This is a genomic window from Sphingobium quisquiliarum P25, assembly GCF_000445065.1.
In the GTDB taxonomy this organism is placed as follows: Bacteria; Pseudomonadota; Alphaproteobacteria; order Sphingomonadales; family Sphingomonadaceae; genus Sphingobium; species Sphingobium quisquiliarum.
In genome coordinates this window covers 1-20,745 of the sequence record NZ_ATHO01000056.1, presented here as the reverse complement: position 1 = coordinate 20,745, position 20,745 = coordinate 1, and the positions used below count along the sequence as shown (strand labels likewise).

The window sequence follows — 20,745 nt, the reverse complement described above, 5'->3', positions numbered from 1 at the left end:
CGGCCCCTCAGGCGCCGGTCGCGGCGCGATCCGCAACCTTGGGCGGCTCGCGATCCTCACCGGCCAGCCGTACCGGGGCGCCATCGCTCAGCTTCACGACGCCGTCCGTCACCACCTTCTGGCCCGGCTTCACCCCGTCCAATATCTCGACCAGTCCGTTCTGGCGCATGCCCGTGGCGACTTTCACCCGCCTCGCCTTGCCTTCCGCCACGATGAACAGATAGCGCTCGTCGCCCTCGCCCACCACCGCAAGCTCCGGCACGGCGAGCGACTGGCGCTGCCGCGCGGCGACGCTCACGGTCAGCAGCATGCCGGGTTTCAGCATCTTGTCCGGGTTGGGCAGGATGGCGCGCACCCGCACGGCGCGGGTCGCCGGATCGATCACCGGATCGATGGTGGCGATGGTGCCGGAAAAGGGACGGTCCGGGTAAGCGGAAGAGACCGCCTTGATCGGCTGTCCCTCGCGGATCATCGACAGGCGCGTTTCCGGCACGGTGAAGTCCAGCTTGATCCTGCTGATGTCGCTGACGGTGGCGATCGCCGTTCCGGCCGTCACGATCGCTCCGGGCGATACGGTGCGCAGGCTGACCCAGCCCGAAAAGGGGGCGCGGATGATGCGGTCGCCGATCGACGCGCGCGCCAGTTGCGCATTGGCGCGCGCCGAATTGGCCGCTGCCACCTGCTGGTCAAGGCTGGCGACGGTGGCGAAGCCGCGTTTCTTGAGCGCCTGAATCCGTTCCAGCTGCTGGTTCGCCTGCAATGCCTGCGCTTCGGCCGCCGCCAGTTCCGCCCGTTCCTGACCCACTGCCAGAGTGGCGATCACCTGACCCCGGCTGACCTGCGCGCCGTCGGCGAAGTTGATGGACGTGATCCGCTCCGTCACAGGCGCGGACAGCACCACCTGTTCATTGGCCAGCGCCGTGCCCACTGCCTCCAGAGTGTCCGTGAAGGTCGCGCGCGTAATCGGCGCCGCCTCCACCAGAGCGGGCGGACGGGCTTTCTTCTCCTTTTCCCCGCCGCACGAGGCAAGGGTCAGCGCAAGGAGGCACAGGGACAGGATGGGGCGCATAGGAAGGGGCTAACGAGCCTTTGCAAACGAGGCAACTGGAGCAATTGTCGCGAAATGTAACCGCCCCCTCAGTAACGAACTCGGCAGGATTATCCACCAAAGCGGGCGTGGATCAAAAATTCGATATTGCCCTGTGGCCCGGTGATCGGACTGGGGGTGATGCCGGTCACATTCCACCCCTTGACGGTCAGCCAGCTACGCACATCCTCGCACACGCGCGCATGGACTTCGGGGTCGCGCACCACGCCGCCCTTGCCCACTTCCTCCCGCCCTGCTTCGAACTGCGGCTTGATGAGGGCGGCCAGATGTGCGCCGGGACGGGCGAAGGTCATCGGCCGCTCCAGCACCTTGGCCAGCGATATGAAACTGGCGTCGCACACGATGATGTCCACCGCTTCGGGGATATGGTCATCGGTCAGGATGCGTGCGCTGGTCTGTTCATGCACGATGACGCGCGGGTCCGACCGCAGCTTCCAGGCGAGCTGGTTGGTGCCGCTGTCGACCGCATAGACCCGCGCCGCGCCCTTGCTCAGCAACACGTCGGTGAAGCCGCCGGTCGAGCTGCCGACATCGATCGCGGTCATGCCGGTCACGTCTATGCCGAAATGGTCGATGGCATGCGCCAGCTTTATCCCGCCGCGCGACACCCAGGGATGGTCCTTTCCCCGCACCTCCAGCACGGCGTCCTCAGGCAGTTGCTGCCCCGCCTTGTCGATCTTCCTGTCGCCCAGGAACACCAGCCCCGCCAGGATCAGCGCCTGCGCGCGCGTGCGGCTTTCCGCAAGGCCGCTGTCCACCAGCAGCTGGTCGGCGCGCAGCTTGGCCATCAGCGCACCAGCGCCGTCAGCGTGGCGGGCGTCAGGATCTGCGGCAGGACCTGCGCCTCCTTGCCCGGCGCATACCAGAGGTAGAGCGGCACGCCCGACCGGCCTTTCGCTTCCAGAAAGCGGGTGATCGCGGGGTCCGCGCTGGTCCAGTCGCCGACCATCACCGTCACTCCGCCTTTCGCAAAGGCGTCCCGCGTCTCCACCCGGTCGATCGCCGCTGCCTCATTGGCCTTGCACGTAAGGCACCAGTCCGCCGTGAAATAGAGGAAGACCGGCTTTCCCTGCGCGCGCAAGGCGGCCAGCCGGGCCTCGTCGAAGGGGATGACGCCGCTCTCCGCCTTCGCAGCGGCGGGCGCATGGGCGGGCAGCAGCATCACGCCCGCGCCCAGCAGCAGCGCCGCTCCCGCCGCCGCGATCATGCCGCCCCTGCGTCCACGCTGCTGGCGAGCGCCCAGCCACCACAGCAGTAGGCCCAGCCCCAGCGCGGCCCCCACGCCCGCGGTGATCGCGCCAACGCCGCGCTGCTGGCCGAGCAGCCACGCCAAGCCAAGGGCGGTGAGGAACATCGGCACCGACAAGATCTTCTGAAACGTCTCCATCCATCCGCCCGGCCGCGGCAGGCGGCGGCGCAGCGCGGGGGACCAGGCGAGCAGCAGGAACGGCGCGGCAAGGCCGATGCCCAGCCCGGCGAACAGGGCCAATGCGGCGGGCAGCGGCAGGACCAGCGCCGCGCCCATGGCCGCGCCCATGAACGGCCCGGTGCAGGGCGTCGCGACGAAGGCGACCAGAGCGCCGGTCCAGAATGCGCCCGACGCTCCGCTCTTGCCCGCCAGCCGTTCGCCCCCGCCAAAAGCGCCAAGCTGGAACAGGCCAGCCAGGTTGAGCGCGATCGCCGTCGCCAGCAGCAGCAGCAGCAGGATGACGCGCGGGTCCTGCAACTGGAACGCCCATCCGGCCGCGCTTCCCGCAGCCCGCAGCGCCAGCAGCACGCCGCCCAGCAGCAGGCAGGTCAGCACCACCCCCGCCGCATAGGCCAGCGCTTCGCGGCGCGCCGTGCGCTCGTCTCCGCCCGCGCGCGCCAGCTTCAACGCCTTGAGCGCCAGGATCGGGAAGACGCAGGGCATGATGTTCAGCAGCAACCCGCCCAGCAGCGCCCCGCCCAGCGCGATCAGCGTGGTTCGCAGCACGCCGCTCCGCGCCTCCGCCACCTCGCCCGGCCGCGCCGTCAGCAAAAAGCCGCTATGATCGCCGGTCCGCAGCACCGCCCGGACCGTGCCGCCCCTGAACCCCTCCCCCGCCTCGCTTTCCAGCAGCAGGCGGTCGCCGTCGCGGCGCACCTTCTGCTCCGCCGCATAGCGCACCGCGCCTTCGGTCAGGGGGAACAGATGAATGTCGCTCGCCGCCGCCTCCGCCGGGAAGGGCACCGACAGGCGGAACCTGCCGCCGCTGATCGCGTAGCGCGCCTCGCTGCCAAGCGGCCGGGGCAAGCGGGCGCGCCATGCGTCGAACCGGCTCGCATCCTCCGCCGTCACCGCGCCGTCACCGGCGGTCAGGTTCAGCGCCAGTTCGGCGCTTTCGGGCACGCAGACCTTGTCCGTGCAGGCAAGCCATTCCGCCTTGCCCCGGATCGGCAGAGCCGTCCCCACCGGCACGTCCGCCGCCACCGTCAACGGCGCGAGCACCGCATAAGGCCCTTCATAGACGTGGTTCATCAGGCCTGAGATCAGCAGCGTCTCCGGCACCGGATAGCGCAGCGCGCCGATGCTGACGCCCTTGGGCAGCGTCCATTTAACGCTCATGCCCACGCCCGCATCGCCGGGATTTTCCCAATAGCCATGCCAGCCATCGTCCGGCTTCATCGAAAAGGCGATCATCGCCGTCCGCCCCGGCGCGGGCGCGGCGGTTTCCGCCACCAGCGCCGCGCGGATATGCGGCACGCCCGGCGCGAACGCGCCCTGCGCCCCCGCCGCGCAGGCGAAGAGAAACGCGAACGTCATCAGAAGGACATGAAAAATCCGCATTGGGCCTCTGGCGGGGTGGACGGCCTTGGGGCTAGGTCTCCCTGCATTCGCCGTCAAGGTCGAGGAGGCCTCCACCCCATGTTCAAGAAAGTCCTCGCCGCGCTGATCCTGACCAGCGCCGCGCCCGTCATCGCCCAGCAGGCGCCAGCGCCCGCCCCTTCCGCATCAGCGCCCCGGCTGATCGTGGCGATCGCGGTGGACCAGTTTTCCGCCGACCTCTTCAGCGAATACCGGCCTTATTATACCGGCGGGTTGAAGCGGCTAAGCGAAGGCGCCCTCTTTCCGCGCGGCTATCAAAGCCATGCCGCGACCGAAACCTGCCCCGGCCACAGCACCATCCTGACCGGCAGCCGCCCGTCGCGCACCGGCATCATCGCCAACAACTGGTTCGACCTGAAAGCCAGCCGCACCGACAAGCAGGTCTATTGCGCCGAGGATGAAAGCCAGCCGGGCACCAGCAGCGGCAATTATGCCGCATCCTCCATCCACCTGCGCGTGCCGACGCTGGGCGACCGGATGAAGGCCGCCAATCCGTCCACGCGCTCCGTGTCGATCGCGGGCAAGGACCGCGCGGCGATCATGCTGGGCGGGGCCAGGGCGGATCATGTCTGGTGGCTGGGGCCAAAGGGCTATGTCAGCTATCCCGGCGTCCCCGTCCCGCCGCTGGTTCAGCAGGTCAACCGCGCCTATGAGCAGCGTCTGGCGCAGGCGAACCCCGGCTTTGAACTGCCCGCGCAATGCGTGGCGAAGGATTTTCCGGTCAGCGTCGGCAACGGCAAGACGGTGGGCACCGGCCGTTTCCAGCGGGAAGCGGGCGATGCCAGGGCGTTCCGCGTGTCGCCCGAGCAGGACGCCATGACCCTGGCCTTCGCCATGGCGGCCATCCAGAGCATGAGCCTTGGCCAGCAGGCACAGACCGACATCATCTCCATCGGCCTGTCCGCGACGGACTATATTGGCCACAGCTACGGCACCGAAGGCACGGAAAGCTGCATCCAGGTGGACAGGCTCGACCGGGAACTGGGCGTCTTCTTCGATCATCTGGACAGGATGGGAATCGACTATGCCGTCGTGCTGACCGCCGACCATGGCGGCCACGACCTGCCCGAACGGCACCGGCAAAACGCCATGCCCATGGAACAGCGGGTCGATCCGGCGCTGATGCCGCGCGCGCTGTCGCAGGAAGTCGCCACCCGCACCGGCATCAGCGGCAAGACGCTGATCTATGGCGATGGCCCGTCAGGCGACCTCTATTTCGACCCCAGCCTTTCCCCCGCTGAGCGCGCCAGGGTGGAAGCCGCCGCGCTCGCCCTGCTGCGCGCTCATCCCCAGGTCGAAACCGTCTTCACCAGGGCGCAGATCGCCGCTGCCCCCTCCCCGTCCGGCCCGCCCGAAAGCTGGAGCCTGCTTCAGGAAGCGCGCGCCAGCTTCGACCCCGAACGGTCGGGCGACCTGCTGCTGCTGCTCAAGCCCCGGATCACGCCCATCGCCAATCCCGGCACCGGCTATGTGGCGACGCACGGTTCGCCATGGGACACCGACCGCCGCGTCCCGATCCTGTTCTGGCGCAAGGGCATCCGCGCGTTCGAACAGCCGCTCGGCGTCGAAACGGCCGACATCATGCCGACGCTGGCGGCGCTCATCCACCTGCCCGTGCCGAAGGATCAGATTGACGGCCGCTGCCTCGACCTGATCGCTGGCGAAGGCAGCAGCTGCCCGGACCAGTGATCAGATATTGCCGGCAAAGCCTGACTGCTCCTCCACCAGCGCATGGACGCGGTGGGGGGCGGACACTTCGACCCGGCTCGTGACCTCATATTGCGCCTTGGCCTGCCGCACATTGCTGTTGGCGGGCACGCTGTCGGTCAGCCAGACATTGCCGCCGATGACCGACCGGCTGCCGATGATGATGCGCCCCAATATCGTCGCGCCGGCATAGATGACGACGTCATCCTCGATGATCGGGTGGCGCGGCTGCGCCTTTTCCAGCCCGCCTTTCTCGTCCGCCGGAAAGCTGCGCGCGCCCAGCGTCACGCCCTGATAGAGGCGCACGCGATCCCCCACGATCGCCGTCTCGCCGATCACGACGCCGGTGCCGTGATCGATGAAGAAGCTGCGGCCGACCCGCGCGCCGGGGTGGATGTCGATGCCGGTGCGGCTGTGCGCGATTTCGGAGATGATCCGCGCCACCAGCGGCGCGCCCAGCTCGTAAAGCTGATGCGCCAGCCGATGATGGATGATCGCCAGCATCGATGGATAGCAGATCAGCACCTCATCCACGCTGCGCGCGGCGGGATCGCCCTGGAAAGCGGCCTTAACGTCGCTGTCGAGCAGGGTGCGCAGCCCCGGCAGGCTCTGGGCGAAGCTGCCGATGATGCGCGCGGCCTGCGCGTCCACCTCCGACGCCGCCTCCCCTTCCAGCGCGTAGAGCAGTTCAAGCCGGATCTGGCCATAGAGGCGGCTGAGCGCCGTCTGGAGCGTCTGCTCGACAAAGGCGTCCTCATTATGGATGCGCACGAAGCTGGGGCCAAGCCGCAGGGGAAACAGCGCGGCGCACAGCGACGCGGTGATCTTCGCCAGGTCCGCCCGCGAAGGGAAGCCTTCCGCCCCATATTCGGCATGATGCTGCTGCTCCTGCCGCCATCGGTTGCGGGCGGCGCTCAGGTCGGCCGTCAGTTGGCCGATGTCCCAATATCCTTCGGGAATGGAGTCTTCGCCCTCGTCCGTCATACACGCCTCATGTCAATCCTGACGGCGGCATAGCGCGGCACGAAGCGTTCGGGTAAACGAGTTTTGCTTGGGGGCCCCCAATTCTCTTTCGTGTGCGCAACAGCGGCGGGCTAGCGCTTCACTGGTGCGGAAGGCGCAGGCAGGCGGATTTCCGCGCGCAATCCTCCCTCTTTCCGGTTCACCAGCACCAGCCGGCCCCCGGCCCTTTCCACCACCCGCGCCACGATCGCCAGGCCCAGGCCAAGCCCGCGTGTATTGCGTTGCCGCGCCTCGTCCAGCCGGGCGAAGGGCTTCAATACCTCCTCCAGCTTTCCGGGCGGAATGCCGGGGCCGTCATCGTCCACGCGGATGACCACCTCCTCGCCCTCCCGCTCGACCGCCACCCGCGCGCGATCGCCATAATGCAGCGCATTTTCAATCAGGTTCATCACCGCCCGGCGCAGGGATATGGAGTGGGTTTCCATCTCCAGATGGTCCAGCCCCTCATAGGTGACGTCCTTGTCCTGATCCTGGAAAGCGTCCACCACCGTCGCCACGGTCACGGCGACATCGGTGCGCACCGCCGCCTCGCCATTTTTTTCGCCGCCCAGGAACGCCAGCAGCGATTCGATCATCTCCGCCATTTCGGTGACGTCGCCGCTCATCGCCTCGCGCGCCTCGGCATCGCGCAAATTTTCCAGCCGCAACTGCAAGCGGGCGAGCGGCGTGCGCAGGTCATGGCCCACCGCCGCCAGCGTTTCGGTCCTTTCCGTGATCAGCCGGTGGATGCGCTTCTGCATCGCGTTGAAGGCGCGCACCAGATCGCGCACGTCGCTGGTGCCGCTTTCCGGCACGATCACCTCGTCCGACAGGCCGATATGCTCGGTCGCCCTGGTCAGGTCCTTGAGCGGCGCGAGCGTGCGGCGGATGAGCACGCCGCCCGCCACCAGCAGCGCGACGACCGGGATCAGCGCCAGCCCCATCCGCCCGATCGCGAAAGCCCATTTGCTGCCGCTATGATGCATGCCGAAATAGATCCAGCTTCCATCCGCCAGTTGCAGCCCGCCGTTGATCTCGGACACGCGGCCGGGGGAGGCGAGCCGCAGCCACAGGCGTGACTGCTCCAGACTGGGTTCCCAATCGATGATCTGCCGCCGCATCCGCTCCAGATCGGGCGTGAGCGGCGGCGGCGGCGGCGCGACCCGGCTCCAGTGGATATCGTAGCGATCCGTGGTCAGCTGGATCGCCAGCGCCGTGCGCTCCGCTTCGGGCTGTTCGGTCAGCAATTTGCGGGCAATGACCAGATGTTCGGCCAGACGCCGGGCCTCGTCATCCTGCAAAGACAGATGACCGGCCCGCTCGTAGATCAGCGTGCCGACCGCGAACTCCAGCGTCAGCGCGAGCAGCAGGATGACGAACAGCCGCCCGACCAGTCCCAGCGACCGGCTGACATGCAGTCTCAAGCGCGGCTGACTTCCGCGTTGAACATATATCCCACGCCGCGCACGGTCGTGATCGGCGCGGCCTTGTCTTCCGTCGACAATTTGCGGCGCAGGCGGCTCACCAGCACGTCGATGCTGCGATCGGAACTGTCGCCCATGCGGGTGCGCGACAGTTCGATCAACCGCTCGCGGGCGATGACGCGCTGGGGATGGCTGAGGAAGCTGCCGAGCAGGTCGAACTCAGCGCCGGTCAGGTCGACGATGCCGCCGGTGGGCGAACGCAGTTCGCGGCGGGGGAAGTTGACGATCCAGCCGTCGAAGCGCGCTTCATTGTCGCGATGCTCGTCCGGTCCCCGCTCTACCCCGACGCGGCGCAATATGGCGCGGATGCGCGCGATCAGTTCCCGCGTGCCGAACGGCTTGGGCAGATAATCGTCGGCGCCTAGTTCCAGCCCGACGATCCGGTCCGTCTCGCTGCCTTTGGCGCTGATGAAGATGATAGGAACGTCGCTCTTGCGGCGGATCTGGCGGCACAGATCGATGCCGTTGGTGCCGGGCAGCATCACGTCCAGCACGACCAGATCGACCGGCCCGGCATCGAACGCCACCCACATTTCCGGTCCCGACGATGCGGGGCGGACCTGATATCCATGTTCCTGAAGCGCCCTGGCCGTCAGCGTGCGCAGCGGCGGGTCATCCTCCACAAGGATGATGGTTGGAGCCGTCATGCCGGAAATATCGCGCGGAAATCTGCGTTCATGGCTGTGAAATAAAGGCGGGGGTCCGGGCGGTCAACCAAACCTTGGCTCGCGGGCAGCCATCCGCCCCGCCAGCAACAATTTGTCATGGAGCGGAGCAAGAGCATGCGCCGGGCCCGGCGGACCGGACCCGGCGCTTTATGGATCAGAAGGCGGCGGTCAGGGAGAAGACCACCTGGCTGCGGGCGATGGATTCGCCATAGCCCTTGCCGTCGTTCACCATGAAGCCCGGACGGATGTAGTTTTCCTCGACCCGCGCGATGTCGGTATCGACATAGGAAACGCCCACGGTCAGCGGCGTGCCGGGGATGGCGGCTTCCGCGCCCACCAGCCAGTCGAGATACTTGCCGGTCGGGGCAATCGACGTGCCGTTCGGACCCAGGCCCGAATTGCCGTTCGACCAGCCAAGATGCGCCTTCAGCGTGACGGGCGTGTTGGGCACCGCGCCGCTGATGTCGCCCCAGATGTACAGATTGTCTTCCTTGTCCCCCGGATCGGCCACGGTGCAGGCGGCATCGCTGCACCACTTGCCCAGCGCTTCCTGCTTGGGCGCATAGGCGACGCCCAGCAGGCCCTTGACCGGACCGATCTGGCTGGACAGCTTCACATAGGGTTCGGCGAAGTCGGTCTTGTCGGCGCCCGACGGATACATGTACCAGGTCAGGCCGACGTCCAGCGTCGCATTCTCGCCCAGCGGAATGGCGTAACCGGCGAACAGGTCCAGTTCCATGTTCGCGCCGCCGAAACGGCCCCAACCGCCCAGGTTCGAACCCCAGGTGCCCACATAGGCGCCGCTTTCATGGGTTGCGGTGATGCCGCCCTGGATGGCCATGCCCTTGTCGGTCTGCGACACGCCGCGGAAGCGGTAGTCGGACACCAGCGCAACGCTGCCAGAAACAGTGACGGGACCGGAAGGTTCTTCCTGAGCGAAGGCAGGCACGCTCGACATCAGGGCGAGGGCCGCACAGGCGATCTGATATTTCATGAAACATTCCCCTTTATGGTAAGAATGTTCCGTCCTGCGTCCGCGCAGGGTCCGAAGATCTTGATGTCTTCGATACCGGCGGATCGATCCCTGGATAGGACGCTCCCGCCGCCAAGAGAATGGCATTCTTTCGCACCTGCGAAGACAATCGCCATCTGTGCTCCCGAAAGCACAGTTTCTTTCCAAACATTATCTAGATTGTTTCTAGATTGTTTCTGATATGACAAGTAGCAACAAGAAGCCGCCGCGCCATCAGGCACGGCGGCTCAGGGATCAGCCCCGGGGGAGAGGCTGACCAGGGGGACTTCGTCAGATCGCCAGATTGCGCAGATTTCCCGCGCCCGACAGTTCCACCGTCATACCGGCGCTGCGGCGGCGGTCGATCCACTCGCGCAGCATCTCCGCGCAGGTATGGTCGATATGGCCCAGCCGGTCCAGGTTCAGCACCACCTGGCGCCCCGCGGGAACGGATTCCAGCTTGGCCGACAGCTTGGGCAGGGACAGGAAAGTGGCCGATCCGTGCAGCGCGACCTCATGCCTGTCGTCGCCGCGCGGCGCATCCTCCACGCCCAGGCGCAGGCGCCGCACATGGGGCAGCAGTTCCAGCAGGGACAGGCCGATGCCGACCAGCACGCCGGTCAGAAGGTCAGCCGCCACCACCATGATCAGCGTCGCCGCCCACACGATCGCGGGCAAAGGGCCGTAGCGGTGCAACAGATGCTTCGCATGATCGACGCTGACCAGCCGGATGCCGGTCACCACCAGAATGCCCGCCAGCGCCGCCATCGGGATTTCCCGCAGCAGCCAGGGAAGAAGGGCGACGAAGCCCAGGATCCACACGCCATGCAGGATCGTCGACAGCCTCGTCTTGGCGCCCGCCTGCACGTTAGCGGAGCTTCGCACGATGACGCCGGTCATCGGCAGCGCGCCCGCCACGCCGCAAAGCAGGTTGCCCACGCCCTGCGCGCTCAGTTCGCGGTTATAGTTGGTGCGCACGCCGTCATGCATCCGGTCCACCGCCGCCGCCGACAGCAGCGTTTCGGCGCTGGCGATGAAGGCGATGGCGATCGCCGTGGTGATGACCGCAGGGTTCAGCAGTTGCTGGACCAGCCCCTCGCCCGGCAAGGTGATCGCGGCGGTGATGGATTCGGGCACCACCACCCGCGCCACCGGCAGGTTGAAGAGGAACGCGACCAGCGTCGCCAGAACCACGCCGACCAGAGCGCCGGGCAGCAGCTTGAGCGAGGCCGGGCGGATCTTTTCCCAGCCCAGCATGCCGCCGATGGTGACCAGGCCGACTGCGAACGCCATCGCCGCATTCTGGTTGCTAAGGCCAAGGATCTGCCCCGGCATCGCCACCAGATTGGCGAGCCCGCTGGAAAGCGGCTTGTCATCGAACAGGACGTGGAACTGACCGACGACGATCAGCACGCCGATGCCCGCCAGCATGCCGTGGACGACCGCCGGGGAAATCGCGCGGAACCAGCCGCCGACCCGCAACAGGCCTGCCACTACCTGGATGATGCCCGCCAGGATCAGGATCGGCCCGAGGGCGGACAGCCCCTGTTCCTGGACGATTTCGAAGACGATGACGGCAAGGCCCGCGGCGGGACCGCTGACCTGCAACGGTGACCCTGCGAACAAGCCAACGATCACGCCGCCGATGATGCCGGTGATCAGCCCTTTTTCCGGGGGAACGCCTGATGCGACCGCGATGCCCATGCAAAGCGGCATCGCCACCAGGAACACGACGATGGATGCGGTGAAGTCGCGGCTGAACGTGCCGCCGGAAAGGGCTTTCAGCATGGGGCTTACTCCGCCGCTACCGCGACGCTGATCTCACCGGCGAGGCGGCGGGCCTGCGCCTGCGCGATGGGCAGCGGCTGGCCTTCGCGCATGGGGACGAAACGGCCGGTTTCGCCGTCAAGGCCCAGCACCTGGCCCGCATGGATGTCGACATACCAGCCGTGCAGGGCGATTTCGCCGCGCGCCATGCCCGACGCCACCGACGGATGGGTGCGCAGATGGGCGAGCTGCACGACGATATTCTCCAGCGCCATGTTGCGCAGCTTTTCCGCATCGCTGAGGTCGGCCGGATAGTTTTCGCGGCACACCTTCTGCGCGGCGTGCGAGTGGCGCAGCCAGGCGGCGACGTTCGGCATCGCCGTCAGGTCGGCGTCCGTGGCCAGCGCCTTCATCGCGCCGCAGTCGCTATGCCCGCATACGATGATGTCGCGCACGCCCAGAACCATCACGGCATATTCGACCGTGGCGGTGACGCCGCCAAGCTGGGTAGCGTGCGGCGGCACGATGTTGCCGGCGTTGCGGCACACGAACAGGTCGCCCGGATCGGCCTGCATGATATGTTCCGGCACGATGCGGGAGTCGGCGCAGGAAATCATCAGCGCCTTGGGGCTCTGTCCATCGCTGGCGAGCCGGTTGTAGAGCGCGCTCTGATTCGGGAAGACATGCTTCTCGAAGCTGAACACGCGGCCGATAAGCTCGTTCATGGCTTCTTTCCTTCATTTGCTTTCCGGTCAGGGGGCAGACCGGGAGCATGAAGGATAGGAAGCTGCTTTTGCTGCGGCGCAGCGCTTTTGTTAAATTATGTGTCCGGCGTTATTTCGTGAAACAGGCATCAGCGCCGGTCGACGGCCGCGCTCAGCATATAGCCCGCGCCGCGCACCGTGACGATCGGCGCCGCATGGCCGCCCTGCCCCAGCTTCCGCCGCAACCGGCTGATCAGCACATCGATGCTTCGGTCGGATGAAGGCGCCTCGCGCACGCCCGCCATTTCCATCAGGCGCGTACGCGCGATCACCGTCTGCGCATGATCGATCAATATGGCCAGCAACGAAAATTCGGCCGCCGTCAACTGAACCTGCGAGGTATCGGGCGCGACCACCTCGCGCCGGGCGAAGTCCACCGCCCATCCCGCGAACCGGGCCTGGGTCTGGCGGCGCAGGCCCAACGCGCGCTCGTTCCGCCCGCGCCGCATCACCGCGCGCAGACGGGCGGCGAGTTCGCGCGCGGAATAGGGCTTGGCCATATAATCGTCCGCGCCCAGTTCCAGCCCGACCACCCGGTCGACCTCGCTGCTGTTGTGGCTCACCATGATGATGGGCACGCTGCTGCGTTCGCGCACGCTGCGGCAAAGGTCCATTCCGTCCGGCCCGCGCAGCGATGCGTCGAGCACAAGGGCGCTCACGGCCACGCTGTCGAGCGCGCTCCATATATCCCCGGCCGTCGCGGCGGCGAGCGCGCGAAAGCCGTTCTCCTCCAGCGACTTGCACAGCTGCTGGCGCATGTCCTGCTGCGCGTCGGCGACAAGGATCAGCGGCGGGTTCATCCGCCCCGGACTGCCATAGCCGGGAGAATGGCGGACTGCCCCGCTGTAGCACGGGCAAAAAGAGACAGCATCGCTTATCCTTTGCAAGGCGGGAGCGCTTGTAAAGGCCTTATAAGCGATGAATGTCTCTCAAATTTGCCGAACGTTACAAATTCTTGCTGAACGCCATCTCATGCGGCGCGCGCATCCACATGGCGGGAGCCGCCGGGACCCGCCCTGACACATGATCGATCAGGCAGGCTAGCCATTCCGCGTCGCATCGGGCGCGGTGGCGCACCGGATGGCGCTCGTCGGCGAAGGCGACGGCCGCGCATATGCGCTGTTCGTCGGCGCCATGCTCGTCCAGCACCGCCGACACATGATCGATGAAGAAGGGCACCGCCGCGCCAGCTGCCGCCGCCAGCGTTTCCAGCCAATATTGATCGATCACGCTGTCGGCGACCACGCGGCATCCTTTCACCGCCGCCGCCAGCTTTTCGAACACGGCCTCGACCGGCAGGCCTTCGTCCCGGATGCGCTCCAGGCTGAGGCCATGCAGCGCCTCCGCCTGCCGGGTCCAGTCCCATCCTTCCCAGCTTTGGTGCGGCCGGATGAGCCAGCTTTCCGCCGCGCCCGCACCGGCCACCCCGACCTCGATCGGGAAAGAGCGGCCATGCCTTGGCAGGCAGGATGCCTCAAAATCGATGGTGCGGATGTTCAACGCCTTCTCCTATGCGGAAATGTCAGGGCAGTCTCCCCCGCTGACCGCTTCTGCCGCGCTCATGACTCCCGACTATTGCAGTCCGAAGTCATTTTGGCCGAAAATGATGCCGGTCGCCGCGGCTTGGCGATGAATGGAGCTAAGTGCGGGCGCAGCAAAAAATTAGTCTGGATCAGCCTTTCCGTGAAACCCGCAGGCCCGGTCGCGCTTTTTCATGCTCGTAACCGCCCGGTGCGCGGACACCGGCGCGGCATCTTCTTATGGAGAGAGGAATCGCGCGCATGAGGATTGCCCAGATCGCCCCCCTGGCCGAAAGCGTGCCGCCCAAACTCTATGGCGGTACGGAACGGATCGTATCCTATCTGACCGAAGCGCTGGTCGATCAGGGGCATGACGTCACCTTGTTCGCCAGCGGCGATTCGATCACCCGCGCCGAACTGGTGCCCATCACGAAGACGGCGCTGCGGCTCAATCCCTATGTGCGCGACCCCATTCCCTATCATATGATGCTGCTGGAAGCGGTGCGGCAGCGCGCCGACGAGTTCGATGCGCTCCACTTCCACATCGACATGCTGCACATGCCCCTGGTGCAGGATTTCATCGGCCGCACCGTCACCACCCTGCACGGCCGCCTTGACCTGCCTGACCTGCCCGCCTTCTACCGTGCCTTCCCGGATCACAGCCTGGTGTCGATTTCCGACAATCAGCGCCTGCCGATGCCGCCGGTCAACTGGGCGGGAACGGTGCTGCACGGCCTGCCGCGCGACCTGCTGCCGCCGCGCATCGATCGGAAGGAAGGCTATCTCGCCTTCCTCGGCCGCATCTCGCCCGAAAAGCGGCCCGACCGGGCGATCCGCATCGCCGCCCGCTCCGGCAAGCCGCTCAAGATCGCGGCCAAGATCGACAATGTGGACCGGCAATATTGGGAGGAGCAGATCGCGCCGCTGCTCGATCGTCATTCCAACATCCAGTTCATCGGGGAGATCAACGAGACTCAGAAAGCGGAATTTCTGGGCAATGCCAGCGCCCTGCTGTTCCCGATCGACTGGCCCGAACCCTTCGGCCTCGTCATGATCGAGGCCATGGCCTGCGCCACCCCGGTCATCGCCTTCCGCTGCGGCTCCGTGCCCGAAGTCATCGACCATGGCCTCTCCGGCTTCATCGTCGATGACGAAGATCAGGCGGTCGAAGCCGTCGCCCGGCTGCATGAGCTTGATCGCGGGCGGGTGCGCGCCGCCTTTGACGCACGTTTCACGGCAGATCGTATGGCGAGCGACTATGTCGCCATCTATCGTGACCTTCCCGGCGCCCGCACGCCTGCGCCCGCGCTCCCCAGGCAGCGCCGCGCGCAGGCCGACCTCCAGCTTCAGGCCGCCGGATAAGGAGGAAGGCATGACGGCCAGCCAGTTGCAGCCCGAACCCCCGGCTCCCGAACCGGGCCAGTTCCTGTCTCAGGCGCAGATGCAATTCTTTATCCCGGCCACGGCCTCGCTGCATGAACGCAGGCCGCGGACGATGAAGCATGGCGACAGTTTCGCGGTCTTCGACCATAGCGGCGACGCGATCGCCGGGCCGGGCAGTCCGGAGGGGCTCTATCATCGCGACACGCGCCATTTGTCGCACCTCTATCTCACCATCAACGGTCTTCGTCCGATCCTGCTCAGTTCCGCCTTGCGGGACGACAATGCGATCCTGACCTGCGACCTCACCAACCCGGACTTTGCGGGCAGCGACGGGCGCGTCGATGTCGAACATGACCTCATCCATCTGCGCCGCACCCGCTTCCTGTGGGAAAGCGCCATTCATGAGCGCATCACGATCCGCAATTTCGATGCGGAGCCCCGGACGGTCAGCGTCGATATCGGCTTTGCCGCCGATTTCGCCGACCTGTTCGAAATTCGCGGCATGACCCGCCTGCGCAAGGGTGTGACGAACCCGCCGGACATCGGCGATGCGGATGTCCTGCTCAGCTATGAAGGGCGCGACGCACTCACCCGCGAAACCCATATCTGCTTCGCCCCGCAGCCGCAGGAACTGACCGAAAGCCACGCTCGCTTTGACATCACCGTGCCGCCGGGCGAGCGCGCGACCATCTATATGCGGGTCAGTTGCGAACGGATGCCGCGTCCCGGCGAACCGCTGTCCCGGCAGTTCCTCAAATCCCTGCGCGATTCCATGCAGGCGTTGAAGCAGTCCCGCGCCCGCTCGGCCAGGATGCATTCCTCCAACCAGCTGTTCAACGAAGTGGCGCGCCGGTCGGTCGCCGACATCACCATGCTGTCCACCGATACCGAATACGGCCCCTATCCCTATGCCGGAATCCCCTGGTTCAGCACGGTCTTCGGCCGCGACGCGATCATAACCGCGCTTGAAACGCTGTGGCTCGACCCCAGCATCAGCCGGGGCGTGCTGGGCTATCTCGCCGCGCATCAGGCGACCCGGTTCGACGCCACGGCGGACGCCGAACCGGGCAAGATCCTGCATGAGGTGCGCCATGGCGAAATGGCCGAGCTGGGCGAAGTGCCGTTCCGCCATTATTATGGGAGCATCGATTCCACGCCGCTGTTCGTGATGCTGGCGGGCGCCTATCTGGAGCGGACCGCCGACAGCGCCTATCTGGCGTCGCTCCTGCCGAACATCGAAGCGGCCCTGCAATGGATCGACGAGCATGGCGATCGCGACGGCGACGGCTTCGTCGAATATGGCCGCCTCACCGACCAGGGTCTCATCAACCAGGGGTGGAAGGACAGCCACGATTCCGTCTTCCACGCCGATGGCGCGATCGCGCGCGGCCCCATCGCCCTCGCGGAGGTGCAGGCCTATGTCTATGGCGCGTGGACGGCGGCGGACGCCATCTATGCCGCCCTTGGGCAGCAGGAGCGCGCGCGCCATTACCGCGACCGCGCGCAGGCGCTACGCACCCGCTTCGACGAGGTTTTCTTCGACGGCGATCTGGGCACCTATGTGCTGGCGCTGGACGGGGAAAAGCGCCCCTGCCGCGTGCGCTCCTCCAATGCCGGGCATGTGCTGTTCACCGGCCTCGCGCTGGAGGAACGGGCGGGACAGGTGGTGCGCACCTTGATGGCTCCCTCCTCCTTCTCCGGCTGGGGCGTCAGGACCATCGCGTCGACCGAAGCGCGCTACAATCCCATGAGCTATCATAACGGGTCGATCTGGCCGCACGACAATGCGCTGATCGCGGCGGGATTTTCGCGCTACGGCTACCGCGCGCAGGCGGCGCAGATATTCGAAGGGCTGTTCGCCGCTGCGACCTATGTCGATCTCATGCGCCTGCCCGAACTGTTCTGCGGCTTTCCCCGCCGCCGGGCGCAGGGGCCGACCTTCTACCCCGTCGCATGCAGCCCGCAGGCATGGGCGGCCGCCGCCCCGCTCTCGCTCGTTCAATCCAGCCTGGGCCTCGGCTTCAACGTGGCGGGATCGGAGGTCACGCTGTGCGAACCGGCCCTGCCGCGCTTCCTGGATGAATTGCAGCTTCACGGCCTCGCCGTGGGCGAAGCGCAGGTGGACATCGCCTTCGACCGCATGGGCGACAAGGTGGTGGTGAAGCCGATGGACCGGATCGGCCGGGCAAAGGTCGTGACCATCGCCTGACCCTCTTTACCCCCAGCGCTGGCCCCTCTATCCAGCCAATGAAAGAGGGAGGAACGATGACACAGCAAGACGGCATGACGCAGCATCCGGCCGAAATGCGCGCCATGCTGATCGACGGCTTTGCAGGCCCCGAAGCGATCCGCCAGCGCATCCTGCCCGCGCCACGTCCGGGGCCGGGCGAGCTTCTGGTCCGCATGAGCGCGGCGGGCGTCAACCCCGCCGACTGGAAGGCCTGCGCTGGCTGGCTGCCTTTCCTCCGGGGGTTCGACCCACTGATCGCCGGTTTCGACGGCGCGGGCACGGTGATCGCGACCGGCGATGCCTCCGTCCCCTTCCAGCCGGGCGATCGCGTCGCCTTCATGTCCTCGATCGCGATCGACGGGCGGGGAAGCTGGGCGGAGCTGGCCTGCTGCAAGGCGGCGCATGCGACGCGCCTGCCCTCCTCCGTCAGCTTCATGGAGGCGGCTGCCCTCCCCGTCCCCGGCACCGCCGCGCGAGAGGCGCTGATCGCAGGCGAACTCAGCCGGGGCGAAACCCTGCTGGTCAACGGCGGATCGGGCGGCACCGGATCGCTCGCCATCCAGCTTGCAAAGGATATGGGGGCGCGCGTCGCCGCCACCTCCAGCGCAGCCAATCTGGACCTGCTGCGCAGCCTGGGCGCGGAGCTGGCGCTGGACTATCGGGACGCAGGCTGGCGCGACGCCCTGCGCCAATGGTCGCCCGGCGGCGTCGACCTGCTGCTCGATACGGTGGGCCAGCAAAGCCTGGCCGAACCCCACGCCCTCATCCGCCAGGGCGGACGCCTTGCCGGCATCGAAACCATGATCCCGGACGAAATCCTCCCCGACATGGCCGCGCTCGAACAATCGGGCATCCGCTATATCCGCGCCTCGGCCAATTTCATCAGCCTGGGCGAGCATCTGCGCGCCATGGTGGCGCAGATGGACGCGAAAAGGCTGGCCGCGCCGCCCTATACGGTCCTCCCCATCTCCCGCGCCGCCGAAGCGATGATGCGCGTCAGGGACGGCCATGTACGGGGCAAGCTGCTGCTCGGCATCGATGGCAAGGAAGATTGGGGATAAGGCATGGGCAGCATGGGTCCGGTGAAGAATAACGAAGCGGCCAGCCGCTACGAGCTGGAGGATGACGGCCAGCTATGCATCGCCGCCTATGAACTGGACGGCGGCGAAATCACCTTCACCCACACCAGGGTTCCCGAAGCGCTGGAGGGCCGCGGCCTTGCCAGCCGCCTCATCAAGGGCGCGCTCGCCGATGTGCGGTCGCGCGGGCTGAGGGTCGTCCCGCAATGCCGCTTCGTCGCCGCCTATATCGCGCGCCATCCCGAAGAACAGGACCTGCTGGCCGCCAGCGCGCGGGGCTGACCCCGTGCAGCGCAGCGCTGGCCTGCTCCTCTACCGCCTCGCCGCCGGAACGACCGAGGTGCTGCTGGTCCATCCCGGCGGCCCTTTCTGGCGCAACAAGGATGCGGGCGCATGGCAAATCCCCAAGGGGCTGATCGCGCCCGGAGAAGAACCGCTCGCCGCCGCCCTGCGGGAAGCGTCGGAAGAACTCGGCATGGCATTTGACGGCACCCCCCTGCCGCTCGGCGAAATCCGGCAGGCGGGCGGCAAATATGTCGATGCTTTCGCGCTGGAGGCCGACATCGATGTGTCGCAGGTGGTGAGCAACCAGTTCGAAATGGAATGGCCGCCCCGCAGCGGCAAGCGCCAGTCCTTCCCGGAAATCGACGCCGCGCGCTGGTTCACGCTGGCGGAAGCGCGCACGATGATGCTGACGAGCCAGCAGCCTTTTCTCGACCGGCTGAAACCGCTCGTCCGGTCCTAACCCAGGTGGGTCGATCCCAGCCCCCGGTGGAACCTTGCCCGCCGCCGGTACTTCCATGCCTTGATCCGCGCTTGCCCCGCAGGCGCATCAGGAGGATGCCCGATGCCCAACGTCATTTCCGGTTTCACCATCACCCGCTCCGCCGACGATTATCTCCTCACCTTCGAAACGGAGGATGGATCGGCCATCGAACTGTCCGCCAGCTACGAACAGCTGGACCTGATCGCCGAAACGCTCGACGCCCAGCTCGACAGCGATGAAGAAGACGCGCTGGAGGTCGACCCCGACGACTGAGCGACGCTCCAGCCTCCCTTCGCCCTGAACCTGGCGAAGGGCTTCTCTTCACTTCTTTAAGAACAGGAGAGGGCTGGCACATGCTCGTCCGAACGGAACAACCCAGTCAACAACCAATCCGATCACAGTGAACGAAATCGATCAATGGCGCATCACGATCGCCAGCCCTAATAAGCCCGCGCTGAGCCGGGGGTTTGCCATGGGTCGCACGCGGGACATCCCCGGTTCAGCACCTTGATCCTGGCCCGGCGCCACGGCCGCGCATGACATCCCGGCCAACTCGCCTGAGCCTCCGCCTGTCCAAAAGCTTTGCCATCAAAGTTCGCGGCATCGAACCATTTGCCGCCTGCGTCGTTCTATAGAACAGCAACTTGGAGGCGAACCATGCGTAATATGATCTTATTGGCAGCAGGTCTGGCCGCGGCAGCCAGCGTGGGCGGATGTTCGCGCGAAACGACGCGTGACGGCCTGCGCGGCGCGGGCATCGGCGCTGTCGGCGGCGCGGTCGCAGGCGCGATCGTTCCCGGACTGGGCGTGGCGGAAGGCGCGGCCATCGGGGCTGCGGGCGGCGCTGTCGTCGGTGCGGCGACCTCGGATGGCGATCGCCGCTGGCAGCGGGACCGCCGTGGCCGCGAATATTATATCGATCGCAACGGCGATCGCGTCTACCGCTAGGGACTATCGGCATCCCCGTCCAGGCTGAGCATGTCGAAGCCATGACCTGAGCGCCTGCCGCAAGCAGGCGCTCAGGGCCGCCCGGCGATGCCGATACCCTTAAGCGCCAAGGCCTTTACCGGCGGCGCAAGGATGCCGCTTCAATGCGACGGCTGACACTGCAACGATGGCGGCGGGCGGACAGGATCGCCCCCGCACTCGCTGCGCTTCTGGTCAATGCGCTGATCGGCTACGCCCTGTTGATGGGGCTGCGCGGCGCGCCGCTGCTGCGTACGGTCGCGGAAGACGTGCCGCTCTCCCTCTTCGATCTCCAGCCGCCTGTCCCGGAACCGCCTGAACCCGCAAGGCCCGCTAGACCTCCCGAAGCGAAGCCGCCGGGCGGCGCGCCGCCGCCTGCGCCCGCGCGACAACCGGACAGCACCCCTCCCCGCCGCGCTCTCCCGGCCCTGCCCGCGCCCG

The 20,745-nt window shown here is 66.7% G+C and carries 19 protein-coding genes and 1 pseudogene; 9 read left to right on the top strand and 11 right to left on the bottom strand.

Annotated features, from left to right (window positions below; translation table 11 throughout):
* Nucleotides 1-7 precede the first annotated feature (7 nt).
* From L288_RS28940 to L288_RS28930, 3 genes are all read right to left on the bottom strand, one after another.
* Nucleotides 8-1,069, bottom strand: coding sequence for an efflux RND transporter periplasmic adaptor subunit (locus L288_RS28940; RefSeq protein WP_021237672.1), 1,062 nt, complete (start codon nucleotides 1,067-1,069; stop codon nucleotides 8-10).
* Between the two features lie 89 nt (nucleotides 1,070-1,158).
* The gene (locus L288_RS28935) at nucleotides 1,159-1,896 is read right to left on the bottom strand and encodes a TlyA family RNA methyltransferase (RefSeq protein WP_021237671.1); all 738 of its coding nucleotides are present in this window, start codon (nucleotides 1,894-1,896) and stop codon (nucleotides 1,159-1,161) included.
* Nucleotides 1,896-3,917, bottom strand: coding sequence for a protein-disulfide reductase DsbD family protein (locus L288_RS28930; protein ID WP_021237670.1), 2,022 nt, complete (start codon nucleotides 3,915-3,917; stop codon nucleotides 1,896-1,898). Before L288_RS28930 ends, L288_RS28935 begins: the two co-directional genes overlap by 1 nt.
* A 78-nt stretch (nucleotides 3,918-3,995) precedes the next feature.
* Here L288_RS28930 and L288_RS28925 point away from each other — a divergent pair, with 78 nt between their 5' ends.
* Nucleotides 3,996-5,645 (top strand): alkaline phosphatase family protein, encoded by a 1,650-nt coding sequence (locus tag L288_RS28925; RefSeq protein WP_021237669.1) that lies wholly within the window; start codon nucleotides 3,996-3,998, stop codon nucleotides 5,643-5,645.
* Here the strand turns inward: L288_RS28925 and epsC are convergent, their stop codons facing one another.
* From epsC to L288_RS28885, 8 genes are all read right to left on the bottom strand, one after another.
* Entirely contained in the window at nucleotides 5,646-6,647 is a 1,002-nt protein-coding gene (gene epsC / locus L288_RS28920) for a serine O-acetyltransferase EpsC (RefSeq protein WP_021237668.1), read from the bottom strand.
* Nucleotides 6,648-6,757: 110 nt separating this feature from the next.
* Nucleotides 6,758-8,089: an ATP-binding protein gene (locus L288_RS28915; protein ID WP_021237667.1), complete on the bottom strand. Its 1,332-nt coding sequence runs from the start codon at nucleotides 8,087-8,089 to the stop codon at nucleotides 6,758-6,760.
* Nucleotides 8,086-8,796, bottom strand: a complete 711-nt coding sequence (locus tag L288_RS28910) for a response regulator (protein ID WP_021237666.1) — start codon at nucleotides 8,794-8,796, stop codon at nucleotides 8,086-8,088. The genes L288_RS28915 and L288_RS28910 overlap by 4 nt, the downstream gene beginning before the upstream one ends.
* Nucleotides 8,797-8,971: 175 nt before the next feature.
* Entirely contained in the window at nucleotides 8,972-9,811 is an 840-nt protein-coding gene (locus tag L288_RS28905; RefSeq protein WP_021237665.1) for a TorF family putative porin, read from the bottom strand.
* Between the two features lie 309 nt (nucleotides 9,812-10,120).
* Entirely contained in the window at nucleotides 10,121-11,617 is a 1,497-nt protein-coding gene (locus tag L288_RS28900) for a SulP family inorganic anion transporter (protein WP_021237664.1), read from the bottom strand.
* A 5-nt stretch (nucleotides 11,618-11,622) separates the two neighbouring features.
* Nucleotides 11,623-12,321 (bottom strand): carbonic anhydrase, encoded by a 699-nt coding sequence (locus L288_RS28895; RefSeq protein ID WP_021237663.1) that lies wholly within the window; start codon nucleotides 12,319-12,321, stop codon nucleotides 11,623-11,625.
* A 128-nt stretch (nucleotides 12,322-12,449) separates the two neighbouring features.
* A complete protein-coding gene (locus tag L288_RS28890; protein WP_021237662.1) occupies nucleotides 12,450-13,160 on the bottom strand; it encodes a response regulator transcription factor in 711 nt (236 codons plus the stop codon).
* A gap of 145 nt (nucleotides 13,161-13,305) precedes the next feature.
* Nucleotides 13,306-13,860 carry a hypothetical protein gene (locus L288_RS28885; RefSeq protein WP_021237661.1) on the bottom strand — a complete coding sequence of 185 codons (555 nt, stop codon included), beginning with the start codon at nucleotides 13,858-13,860 and terminating at the stop codon, nucleotides 13,306-13,308.
* Between the two features lie 281 nt (nucleotides 13,861-14,141).
* Here L288_RS28885 and L288_RS28880 point away from each other — a divergent pair, with 281 nt between their 5' ends.
* The 8 genes and pseudogenes from L288_RS28880 to L288_RS28845 form a co-directional block, all read left to right on the top strand.
* Complete coding sequence (locus L288_RS28880; RefSeq protein ID WP_021237660.1) at nucleotides 14,142-15,242, top strand: glycosyltransferase family 4 protein; 1,101 nt, start codon at nucleotides 14,142-14,144, stop codon at nucleotides 15,240-15,242.
* A gap of 10 nt (nucleotides 15,243-15,252) precedes the next feature.
* Nucleotides 15,253-17,472 carry an amylo-alpha-1,6-glucosidase gene (locus tag L288_RS28875; protein ID WP_021237659.1) on the top strand — a complete coding sequence of 740 codons (2,220 nt, stop codon included), beginning with the start codon at nucleotides 15,253-15,255 and terminating at the stop codon, nucleotides 17,470-17,472.
* A 56-nt stretch (nucleotides 17,473-17,528) separates the two neighbouring features.
* Nucleotides 17,529-18,554, top strand: coding sequence for a quinone oxidoreductase family protein (locus tag L288_RS28870; protein WP_021237658.1), 1,026 nt, complete (start codon nucleotides 17,529-17,531; stop codon nucleotides 18,552-18,554).
* 3 nt (nucleotides 18,555-18,557) lie between these two features.
* Nucleotides 18,558-18,854, top strand: coding sequence for a GNAT family N-acetyltransferase (locus tag L288_RS28865; protein ID WP_021237657.1), 297 nt, complete (start codon nucleotides 18,558-18,560; stop codon nucleotides 18,852-18,854).
* 4 nt (nucleotides 18,855-18,858) lie between these two features.
* Entirely contained in the window at nucleotides 18,859-19,317 is a 459-nt protein-coding gene (locus L288_RS28860) for an NUDIX domain-containing protein (protein ID WP_021237656.1), read from the top strand.
* A gap of 102 nt (nucleotides 19,318-19,419) precedes the next feature.
* Nucleotides 19,420-19,611 carry a hypothetical protein gene (locus L288_RS28855; protein ID WP_021237655.1) on the top strand — a complete coding sequence of 64 codons (192 nt, stop codon included), beginning with the start codon at nucleotides 19,420-19,422 and terminating at the stop codon, nucleotides 19,609-19,611.
* A gap of 384 nt (nucleotides 19,612-19,995) precedes the next feature.
* Nucleotides 19,996-20,286: a hypothetical protein gene (locus L288_RS28850; RefSeq protein WP_030538787.1), complete on the top strand. Its 291-nt coding sequence runs from the start codon at nucleotides 19,996-19,998 to the stop codon at nucleotides 20,284-20,286.
* A 143-nt stretch (nucleotides 20,287-20,429) separates the two neighbouring features.
* Nucleotides 20,430-20,745: pseudogene (locus L288_RS28845) on the top strand (hypothetical protein); the annotation flags it as partial.

Bases quoted from the DNA above. Each gene is read 5' to 3' on its own strand.
- L288_RS28940 (WP_021237672.1), bottom strand. From the start codon at position 1,069: ATGCGCCCCATCCTGTCCCTGTGCCTCCTTGCGCTGACCCTTGCCTCG.
- L288_RS28935 (WP_021237671.1), bottom strand. From the start codon at position 1,896: ATGGCCAAGCTGCGCGCCGACCAGCTGCTGGTGGACAGCGGCCTTGCG.
- L288_RS28930 (WP_021237670.1), bottom strand. From the start codon at position 3,917: ATGCGGATTTTTCATGTCCTTCTGATGACGTTCGCGTTTCTCTTCGCC.
- L288_RS28925 (WP_021237669.1), top strand. From the start codon at position 3,996: ATGTTCAAGAAAGTCCTCGCCGCGCTGATCCTGACCAGCGCCGCGCCC.
- epsC (WP_021237668.1), bottom strand. From the start codon at position 6,647: ATGACGGACGAGGGCGAAGACTCCATTCCCGAAGGATATTGGGACATC.
- L288_RS28910 (WP_021237666.1), bottom strand. From the start codon at position 8,796: ATGACGGCTCCAACCATCATCCTTGTGGAGGATGACCCGCCGCTGCGC.
- L288_RS28905 (WP_021237665.1), bottom strand. From the start codon at position 9,811: ATGAAATATCAGATCGCCTGTGCGGCCCTCGCCCTGATGTCGAGCGTG.
- L288_RS28900 (WP_021237664.1), bottom strand. From the start codon at position 11,617: ATGCTGAAAGCCCTTTCCGGCGGCACGTTCAGCCGCGACTTCACCGCA.
- L288_RS28895 (WP_021237663.1), bottom strand. From the start codon at position 12,321: ATGAACGAGCTTATCGGCCGCGTGTTCAGCTTCGAGAAGCATGTCTTC.
- L288_RS28890 (WP_021237662.1), bottom strand. From the start codon at position 13,160: ATGAACCCGCCGCTGATCCTTGTCGCCGACGCGCAGCAGGACATGCGC.
- L288_RS28880 (WP_021237660.1), top strand. From the start codon at position 14,142: ATGAGGATTGCCCAGATCGCCCCCCTGGCCGAAAGCGTGCCGCCCAAA.
- L288_RS28875 (WP_021237659.1), top strand. From the start codon at position 15,253: ATGACGGCCAGCCAGTTGCAGCCCGAACCCCCGGCTCCCGAACCGGGC.
- L288_RS28870 (WP_021237658.1), top strand. From the start codon at position 17,529: ATGACACAGCAAGACGGCATGACGCAGCATCCGGCCGAAATGCGCGCC.
- L288_RS28865 (WP_021237657.1), top strand. From the start codon at position 18,558: ATGGGCAGCATGGGTCCGGTGAAGAATAACGAAGCGGCCAGCCGCTAC.
- L288_RS28855 (WP_021237655.1), top strand. From the start codon at position 19,420: ATGCCCAACGTCATTTCCGGTTTCACCATCACCCGCTCCGCCGACGAT.
- L288_RS28850 (WP_030538787.1), top strand. From the start codon at position 19,996: ATGCGTAATATGATCTTATTGGCAGCAGGTCTGGCCGCGGCAGCCAGC.